The following is a 5,382-nucleotide window of genomic DNA, read 5'->3' on the forward strand; positions in this document are numbered from 1 at the left end:
GTCCCCGACGTCTCCGGCAAAGCCATCGCCAACCTGGAGATCGAGTCACTGCGCCACATCGCCCCCACCTTCCACGGCGACACCATCTACGGCGAAACCACCGTCCTCGGCAAAACACCCTCCCGCTCCAAGACCGACCGGGGCATCGTCCACGTCGAAACCCGCGGCTACAAACAGGACGGCACCGTCGTCTGCATCTTCCGCCGCAAAGTCATGGTCCCCACCGCCACCTACATCGAGGAACGCGGCGGAGAACAACCCGCCCGCCCCGAACCCAAGGCATACACGCCATAGCTGACGGTCGTCGTCCTGCGGGCTCGGCGGACGAGAGTCTCCGCGCCGTCGGCAGGACGACGGCAGAAGGCCGCGAGAGAGCGTATCCGTCCGCCCCTCGCGGCCTTCTCGCAGTGACGGAACAGCCTTCGTACCGAGAACGCCGATGGAGTCCATCCCGACGACTCCGCCCGCCGGAGCGGGCACCTCGGCGTAGGTGTGGTGGACAGACCGGTGCACCAGGCATTCGCGGTCCGGTAGAGCTGTGGCGACTGCGCGGAAGACGTCGATGATGCTCGACTGCATGGCAGGTCCTTCTGCTGTGCAGGGCGGCCGGTGGCTGTTGGGACCGGGGCGTCGGCGCTCCCGCAGACGATCCTCGGCGGCCTCCGTGCCGCCCTCGGTCGGGGGCGGCTCTTCATCAACCGGGGACCGAGGGGGGGTTGACAGCCGGCGTCACCGACTGAAAAGTAAAGGGTCAGTTCACGGTCGTGACATGACGGACTGCCCTGTGGGCGACGAGTATGCGCACCAAGACTCCTGATGACCTCATCCAGGCGACCTCTTCCGGGGCGGCCACGTAAACGAACGTTCGGGTCGAATGCTGCTAGTGCCATCGACGCCTGCCCGTGACAAGGAGATTCGTTCATGACCCTCGATGCGGCGACCTCGGCACTGCTGGCCCGGCTCGCGGACCAGCCGGGCCGAAAGCCGATCCACCGGAGCACTCCCGAGGCGGCCCGCGCCCAGAACGCGGCGCTGCGGGAGCTGTACCGGCCCCGCCCGGACATGGCCCGGGTGGAAGACCGCCGGCTCGGCGGCGCAGACGCGCACTTCGATGTCCGGCTGCTGATACCGGACACCTCGCCGGCGGGGGTACTCGTGTACTACCACGGGGGCGGCTGGGTGATGGGCGACCTGCCGGGCTTTGACACCCTGGGCCGCATCCTCGCCCACCGCACCGGCTGCGCCGTGGTCCTGGTCGGCTACCGCCTGGCCCCCGAACACCGCTACCCCACCGCCGCCGAGGACGCCTGGACGGCACTGCGCTGGACCGACGAACACCTGGAGGACATCGCGGGGCGGCGCGTCCCCCTGATCGTCGCGGGCGACAGCGCCGGCGGAAACCTGGCCGCCGTGACCGCTCTGCGGGCCAGGGACGCCGGCGGACCCGACATCGCCCTCCAGGTCCTGGTGTATCCCGTCACCGACTGCGACCCGGACACCGCCTCCTACCGCGACCCCGCCAACCAACTCCTCCTCAGCGCGGACACCATGGCGTGGTTCTGGGACCACTACGCCCCCGACGAAGCCGACCGCACACACCCCGACGCCGCCCCGCTGCGCGCCGAAGACCTGACCGGGCTGCCGCCCACCGAGGTACTCACCGCCGAACACGACGTACTGCGCGACGAAGGCGAGGCATACGCCGCCCGGCTGACACAAGCCGGAATCCCCACCCGGCTGCGCCGATTCGAGGGCCAGATGCACGGCTTCTTCACCCTGCCCGGCCTGCTCCCCGGCAGCGCCGCCGGCATCGACCATGTCACCGAAGCCGTCACCAAACGGCTGACCGAACTCGCCAACTGACCGGCCGGTACTGCGCCATGGCCACCGACAGCCGCTCCGTGGGCAAGGACCTCGAATTCGAGCGCCTGGAGGACTTCGGGAGAGGGCGACCCGGCCTCCGCTCCCAGGCCCACGACCACCGGGAGGTCCGCGAACAGCGCCGCAGACCGGGCCCGGACGCCAGCGGCGGTCAGGCAATCCGGAGCGATCTCGACCTGGAACAGCACCACTCCCGCGTCCGCCGGCCACCGCAGTGCGTCCCCGGAGTCGAGCAGGCCGAGGGCGTCGGCTTCGAGGAAGAGGCCGCTCGCGATCACCGGCAGGGGCAGACTCGCCAGCCGTGCGAGGTGGGTCCAGGAGGCGGGGCCGTGCCGTGTCGGCCGCGGACGCGACGCAGCGCCCGCTGGTTCGGCCGCGGCTGTCAGTGGCGGACGGGAGTCCGGCGGCAGAGACGAGCACATCATTGAGTCCACGAGACGAGCCACCGCCTTCGGCCGGCGGCCCTGCCACCTCGGCTGGTCAGGCCCTCGGGGGCTCCACGGGCTTCTCCCGGGCGAGCCGGGCCACGTCCCGCTCCGGGTTGACGATGCGCAGCGCGATCGCCGCGCAGCAGAGCATGGCCGCGCTGAGGATGTAGAAGCCCAGGTCGTAGCCGGCGCGTGGGGTCGAACCGGAGTCGGCCAGACCGCCCATCAGCAGCGGCGCGCTCACGCCCGCCATGCTGAACACGACACTGACGATCCCGAGGACAAGGCTTCGCTGCTTCGGGGGCACCACGTCGGAGATGCCCGTGAGCGCGGCGCCGGAGCCGGCCGTGCACAGGGCGATGCCGAGCACGAGGAGCAGGGTCTGCAAGGGGCCGCGGCTCATGGTGGCCATACCGGCGGTGGCGACTGCCGACACCAGCACCAGACCGGCCGGGAGCAGCCCTCGCGAGGCCCGGTTGGTCATCCCGCGGCGGGTCATGGCCCGCGATGCCGCGCCGACCAGGACGATGAGCACGATGACGCCGATGAACACCAGCGAGATCCGGCTCGCGGCTTCGTTCGCCTGGTAGCCCAGGCCCTCGCGGAGGTAGAGCGGGAGCCAGCTCAGGGCCACCGCCGTCGTGGCGTAGGCGATGGTGAGCAGCAGGGCGGTCCCGATCACCGTACCGGTCCCGAAGATCCGGCGCAGCGGCAGCCGTTCGGGCAGCGCGACGAGGGGTGCGGCATCGCCGGTGGCGGAGGCTGCCTTGTCGGCCGGGCCCTCACCGCCCAGCAGCAGCCAGGCGCCCGCCGCCAGGCCACCGATCGCCACGAGCGCCCCGACTGCCGCGTGCCAGGAGTGGTGTGTGATGACCCAGGTCAGAGCCGGGGCGCCGATCGCCGATCCCACGGGGGCGCCCAGCAGGACCAGTGAGCTGGGCACGGCGCGGCGCTCGGGGGGAAACCACGAGTGTGTCGCCTGCATGACCAGGGCGATGGTGGGTCCCTCGGCCAGGCCCAGGACGATGCGGCAGAGCACGAGCGTGGTGAATCCGACCTGGCCGATCATGGGTATGGCGCTGAAGGCCCAGATCGCGGCCGCGCCACCGAGCACCCAGCGCACGCTGACCTTGCCGCCCAGCCAGCCGCCCAACAGGCCGCCGATGGCGAAGAGCCAGAAGAAGCTGCTCTGGACCACCCCGAACTCGGCGTCGCTGATGCCCAGTTCGTCCTTGATCTCGACGCCCGCCAGGCCGATCACGGACTTGTCGGCCTGGTTGACCATGACCAACAGGAACAACAGGCCGAGTATCAGCCACGCCTTGCGTCTGCCCGGCATCCGGGCCGGCTCGGACCCGGATGGGCTCGCGGACTCCACTTCCATGTGCCGGTCCCTGCGCATGGTTGCTCCCTCGGATGCGGTGTTGGGTTGTCGGGCCGGGCTCATCTCCGAGCCGAGGCCGACGAGGCGTACGTCGGCGGGCGGCGCGGTCGGGCGTCGTGGTCACCTTCCGGACACGGAGGTCGGGTTCTGCGTCGGTCGTGGCTGTGCCGGTGGGACGGCCTGGTACGGCACCGGCTCCACGGGAGGAGGCGGGGTGCGCGGCAGGTGGCGGCGGGAGGAGGCGGCGGCGACCGCCAGGCAGCCGCCCGCGGCCACGGCGACCACGGTCAGCAGGACCGGGTATCCGGCCACCTCGGAGGCCGCCGACAGAGTCATCGGCAACAGGAACCCGACGTAGGTCAGTGAGTAGTAGACACCGGTGAGCCGGGCCAGTTCGTGGGGCGGTGCGATGCGCTGCACCTCCAGCAGCCCGGCCACCATGGTGATGCTGTAGGCGGTGCCCAGGACGACGGCGGCGAGCAGGGACGCCCACAGCGAGCGGGGGCCCGCGTTGAGCGCGCAGAGCAGGGTGCCGGCCACCACCAGCGCCATCCCGGCGAGTCCGGCGCGGGCGCTGCCGACCCGGTCCAGGCGTTTGGCCAGCGGTTGGACGGCCACCCCGCTGCCGAGGGTGACCACGGTGAGCAGTGTGGCGAAGGCGAGCTGCCAGTCGCCGACCCGCGGGGCCGCCAGTTGCGGGGTGACGGCGTATGCCAGCGCGGCGGCGCCGAAGACCCACGGCGCCATCGGGAGCACCACCCGCAGAAAGCGCGGATGCCCGGCCGAGGGGACCCTGAGGTCCGACCGGAACGCCCCGGCGCGGCCCCGGACCGGAGGCTGGGGCGCCCGGCGCAGCAGGAACAGACAGGGGAGGGTGAGGACGATCTGGACCGAGTACGGCAGCACCATCGGCCAGGGGGCCCACTGGGCGAGGACCCCGGCGACTCCGGCGCCGAGCCCGAATCCCGCGGTGATCGCGACCGAGGCGCGGCGGGCGCCCGCGCCGGGTTCTGCGGCCGGTTCGTACGGTGCGCCGGACAGCTCCTTGACCCAGCTGCTGCCGACGGCCATCGCCGTGCCGACCGCGAGGCCCGCCAGCAGGCGTCCGGCGAACAGCGGGAGCGGGCCCTGGACGCCGAGGGCCAGCACGGCGCCCGCCGCCGCCGAGAGCGCGGTGCCCGCCAGGAGGACGGGTCTGCGGCCGTGCCGGTCGGAGAGCGGGCCACTGATCAGCAGACCGGGTACCAGACCCACCACATAGGCCGCGAAGAAGGCGTTGACGGTCACGGGCGAGTACCCGCCGAGTTCGCCGTACATGACCAGCAGGGGCGAGAACTGGTTCCCGGCCCAGCCGCAGCAGAACATCGCCAGTGCCACGGGGATCCAGGGCGCGCGGTCGATGCGGTGAATGCTGATCACCTTGGCCTTCCTGTCCTCCGGGGGAGGATGTCGCGCGGCGCGGGCCACACCGTGTGCGGATCGGTCCTTCGCCGGGAGCTGCCCGAGTCGCCCTCGGCTCGGCTCTCCGCCTTCGCCGATGACGACGCGCCGTCCTTGCTCTCCGCCTTCGCCGATGACGACGCGCCGTCCTTGCTCTCCGCCGTCGCCGATGACGACGCGCCGTCGTTCGCGTGATCGGATTGATCGCTCATGTCCGGCTCCCGGCGGCCGTCGTCACGGGGTGACGAC

5 protein-coding genes are annotated in these 5,382 nt (G+C 71.7%); 2 read left to right on the forward strand and 3 right to left on the reverse strand.

Annotated features, from left to right (window positions below; genetic code table 11):
- A partial coding sequence (locus ACWF94_RS32285; RefSeq protein WP_453496617.1) for a MaoC family dehydratase occupies window positions 1-294 on the forward strand: 294 nt, incomplete at its 5' end.
- A 627-nt stretch (window positions 295-921) separates the two neighbouring features.
- Window positions 922-1,863 carry an alpha/beta hydrolase gene (locus ACWF94_RS32290; protein WP_453496620.1) on the forward strand — a complete coding sequence of 314 codons (942 nt, stop codon included), beginning with the start codon at window positions 922-924 and terminating at the stop codon, window positions 1,861-1,863.
- A 498-nt stretch (window positions 1,864-2,361) separates the two neighbouring features.
- On the opposite strand, the gene ACWF94_RS32295 is transcribed toward ACWF94_RS32290, so the two are convergent.
- The 3 genes from ACWF94_RS32295 to ACWF94_RS32305 all read right to left on the reverse strand — a co-directional run.
- On the reverse strand, window positions 2,362-3,711 hold the full coding sequence (locus ACWF94_RS32295) for an MFS transporter (RefSeq protein ID WP_453496623.1): 1,350 nt from the start codon (window positions 3,709-3,711) through the stop codon (window positions 2,362-2,364).
- 102 nt (window positions 3,712-3,813) lie between these two features.
- Window positions 3,814-5,112 (reverse strand): MFS transporter, encoded by a 1,299-nt coding sequence (locus ACWF94_RS32300; protein WP_453496625.1) that lies wholly within the window; start codon window positions 5,110-5,112, stop codon window positions 3,814-3,816.
- Window positions 5,109-5,382: hypothetical protein (locus ACWF94_RS32305; RefSeq protein WP_453496628.1), on the reverse strand; the 274-nt coding region annotated here is incomplete at its 5' end. The genes ACWF94_RS32305 and ACWF94_RS32300, both read right to left, overlap by 4 nt.

The sequence above is a fragment of the Streptomyces sp. NPDC055078 genome (genome assembly GCF_053607985.1).

What these genes read in the sequence shown, in the direction of transcription:
- ACWF94_RS32290 (WP_453496620.1), top strand. Translation starts at nt 922, where the DNA reads ATGACCCTCGATGCGGCGACCTCGGCACTGCTGGCCCGGCTCGCGGAC.
- ACWF94_RS32295 (WP_453496623.1), bottom strand. Translation starts at nt 3,711, where the DNA reads ATGCGCAGGGACCGGCACATGGAAGTGGAGTCCGCGAGCCCATCCGGG.